Source organism: Arthrobacter sp. Y3223164, assembly GCF_059091005.1.
Genome location: NZ_JBNHGF010000305.1, coordinates 1 through 3,312, shown reverse-complemented (window position 1 = coordinate 3,312; position 3,312 = coordinate 1). Strand labels below are relative to the sequence as shown.

The 3,312-nt window shown below is 69.7% G+C and carries 3 protein-coding genes; all 3 read right to left on the bottom strand.

What is annotated here, in order from left to right; translation table 11 throughout:
- Positions 1-166 precede the first annotated feature (166 nt).
- From AC5RUJ_RS13030 to AC5RUJ_RS13020, 3 genes are read right to left on the bottom strand one after another with little or no spacing between them, the layout of a single operon-like run.
- Positions 167-1,423, bottom strand: coding sequence for an alpha/beta fold hydrolase (locus AC5RUJ_RS13030; RefSeq protein WP_494127916.1), 1,257 nt, complete (start codon positions 1,421-1,423; stop codon positions 167-169).
- 38 nt (positions 1,424-1,461) lie between these two features.
- Positions 1,462-1,956, bottom strand: coding sequence for a GNAT family N-acetyltransferase (locus AC5RUJ_RS13025; RefSeq protein WP_494127904.1), 495 nt, complete (start codon positions 1,954-1,956; stop codon positions 1,462-1,464).
- A gap of 29 nt (positions 1,957-1,985) precedes the next feature.
- Positions 1,986-3,164: a zinc-dependent alcohol dehydrogenase gene (locus AC5RUJ_RS13020; RefSeq protein WP_494013912.1), complete on the bottom strand. Its 1,179-nt coding sequence runs from the start codon at positions 3,162-3,164 to the stop codon at positions 1,986-1,988.
- Positions 3,165-3,312 lie beyond the last annotated feature (148 nt).

Genomic DNA, 3,312 nt, shown 5'->3' with positions numbered 1-3,312 from the left:
CCTGAAAGCGGCGGCCGCCGTCGTTGCCTGCGTCTTGCTGGCGATGGCTTTCGCCGCCCGCAGCCGGGGCATCCCGGCAGGCGTGGGTGCCGGCGACAGGAGCCCATCGTGAGCCACGGGGTAAAAGCGCATTCGGGCACGTTTGCCGGGCCGTGAGGGACGGCAGTCAGCCCCGGACCATGGCGAGCAGGCGCCGGAAGACGGCCTCGCCGTCGTCCGCAATGCCGTCGTGATGGAACTCACCGGTTTCCCAGACCTGCAGCCCCTTCACCCGCGCGGCCGTTTCCAGGGACAGGCCGCGCTCCACGTAGATGTCGTCGCGATAGACGGCCGCGGCGGCGGGGACGTCGTTCCCGGCCAGCCGGTCGGCGTCGTAGAGCGCCGGCCAGTCCGACTTCGCCGCCAGCAGCTCGGCCACCTCCCGCAGCGGCACCAGGGCCGGGTCCTGCTCGAAGTACCAGGGATAGACCATCTCGCCGGTGAGCAGCGGCTCGTCCGCCTCCGGGGCGAACTGCGGGAACTCCCGGAGCACGCGCCACGCCGCCCACCCGGTCGCTTCGCCCTGGGCATAGATGGATTCGTGCATCAGGGCATATAGGGGGTTGGAAGCACGGCCCGCCAGCGCGGAGACCTGCTCCAGGAAGGTATCCGAGAGCCGCCGGCCGGACGGCGTCGGGACGAAGGCGTCCTCCAGCAGGTAGTGCAGGGCGTCGATCCGGGTGTTGCCGCCCAAAAACGACCCGGCCATCTGAAACCGGCCGGTGGTCAGTCGCTCGCCGGACGGCAGGTATTCGGGCACCGATTCCAGGTGTCGTGCGACGGCGGTGACCCGGGCCCGGTCTTCCGGGTAGCGGGCGAAGTATTCCCGGTTGCGTGCTTCCACCCGGGGAAACGTGGCCCGGTAGACCTGCTCGGCTCCTCCCGCCAGCGGGGCCAGGCCGCCGGTGATCAACACTTCCCGCAGCCCCTCGGGTGCGAGGGAGAGGTAGGTCAGCGCACAGAAGCCGCCGTAGCTCTGCCCGAAGATGCTCCACGGTCCGCTGCCGAGTTCCTGCCGGATCAGGTCGGCGTCTCGCACGATCGAGTCCGCACGGAAATGGGCCAGGAAGGCCGCCTGCGCCGCCGCGTCGCCGCGCAACGGCAGCGTCTGCCGGTTCACGGGGGAGGAGAGGCCGGTGCCGCGCTGGTCCAGCATGAGGATGCGGAAGGTCTTGGCCGCCTCCTTCATCCAGCCGGACAACGACGTCACCCGGTTGCCTCGGCCGCCGGGCCCGCCCTGCAGGAACAGCAGCCACGGCAGACGCGCCGCGGCGCCGTCGTCGTGTTCCAGGGATGAATACTCGCGGGCGAAGATCTCGAGGGTTTCGCCGTCCGGATCCGCATGGTCGAGCGGCACGTCAAAGAAATACCCGGCCGTCCGCATGCCGCGGATGCGGTGCGTTCCGGTCACCCGGTGTCCGGTCACGGGTGCACCCGGCCGGCGCCCGAGCCGAACGAGGCGAGGGCGTCGCCGGCCAGCCGGAACGTCGACCATTCCTCCTGCGGCCGGGCGCCGAGGCTGCGGTAGAAGTCGATGGACGGGCGGTTCCAGTTCAGTACCGACCACTCCACCCGGGCGTACCCGGAAGCCACCGCGTGGCTGGCCAACGTCTGCAGCAGGGCCTTGCCGTAACCTCGTCCGCGAGCCTCGGGCCGTACATACAGGTCCTCCAAATAGATGCCGTGCACACCCTCCCACGTGGAAAAGTTCCGGAACCAGAGCGCGAAACCCTGCACACCGCCGTCGTCTTCCGCGACGTGCGCGAAGACCGACGGCCGGGCGGAAAACAGGGCGTCCTTAAGCTGTTCGGGCGTGGTTTTGACCGCGTACGGTTCCTTCTCGTACACGGCCAGGTCGCAGATCAGGTCGAGGATAACGGGGACATCGGCTTCGTCGGCCGGGCGGATCACAGACATGACAAAAGCCTAGCGTCCCGGAGCGGGCGCTACGGCTTGAGCACCACCTTGATGCAGCCGTCGTCCTTCTTCTGGAATTTCTCGTACATCTCCGGGGCCTGGTCCAGCGGGGCCGTGTGCGTGACCAGGTCGCCGACGCCGAGCGGATCCGCCGGATCAGCCGCCAGCGGCAGCACATCGTCGATCCAGCGCCGGACGTTGCACTGGCCCATCCGCAGCGTGACCTGCTTGTCGAAGAGCGTCAGCATCGGCATGGGGTCGGCCTGGCCGGCGTAGACGCCGGACAGCGAGATGGTGCCGCCGCGGGCCACGGCGTCGATCGCGGCGTGCAGGACGGAGAGGCGGTCCAGGCCCGCCGTTGACATCAGCTTCCTGGCCACGGGGTCGGGGAGGAGTCCGACGGCGAATTGCGCGGTGGCCGCCGCCGTCGCGCCGTGCGCCTCCATGCCGACGGCGTCGACTACCGACTCCGGACCGCGGCCCCGGGTCGCGTCGCGCAGCTCGTCGGCAATCTTGGGTCCCCACACCAGGGTCTCGACGCCGTGCCTGCGGGCCATCTCCAGCCGCTCCGGAACAAGGTCGATCCCGATCACGCGGTGGCCCAGGTGGCGGCCGATGCGGGCGGCGAACTGACCGACCGGCCCGAGCCCGAAAACCGCCAGCGTGCCGCCGTCGGGAACCTGGGCGTAGGCCACCGCCTGCCACGCGGTCGGGAGGATGTCGGAGAGGAACAGGTATTGCTCGTCCGGCGCCTGGCTGTCCTCGATCTTGATGGGGCCGTAGTCCGCGTGCGGGACGCGCAGGAACTCGGCCTGCCCGCCCGGAACGGAGCCGTAGAGCTCGGTGTAGCCGAACAATGCGGCGCCTGAACCCTTGTCCTTGACCTGCGTGGTTTCGCACTGCGACTGGAACCCCCGGCTGCACATGTGGCAGCGCCCGCACGCGATGTTGAAGGGAACCACCACCCGGTCGCCGGGCTTGAGGCCCGGCACGGCACTTCCGGTCTCCTCGACGATCCCGATGGGTTCATGGCCCAGGACGTCGCCGGGCGACAGGAACGGGCCAAACAGCTCGTAGAGGTGCAGATCGGATCCGCAGATGGCGGTGGAGGTGACCCTGATGATGGCGTCCGTGGGTTCCCGCAGCACCGGGTCCGGAACCTGCTCGACGCTCAGCTTCCGTTTGCCTTGCCAGGTCAGTGCTTTCACGCTTGTCCCCCTGTCGCGCCGCCCGGGGGAGCGCGGACCGCGGCCCGCGGAAGGTAAGTGTGCTTACCACCCTAGGGTCGCTGCCAACCGCCTGCAAGCGGAAGCCGCCGGCCGGCCCGGGCAGCAGTCGTGCGCCCCGCCGGCCCTC

Coding starts and splice junctions, on each gene's coding strand:
- AC5RUJ_RS13030 (WP_494127916.1), bottom strand. CDS start 1,423: ATGCGGACGGCCGGGTATTTCTTTGACGTGCCGCTCGACCATGCGGAT.
- AC5RUJ_RS13025 (WP_494127904.1), bottom strand. CDS start 1,956: ATGTCTGTGATCCGCCCGGCCGACGAAGCCGATGTCCCCGTTATCCTC.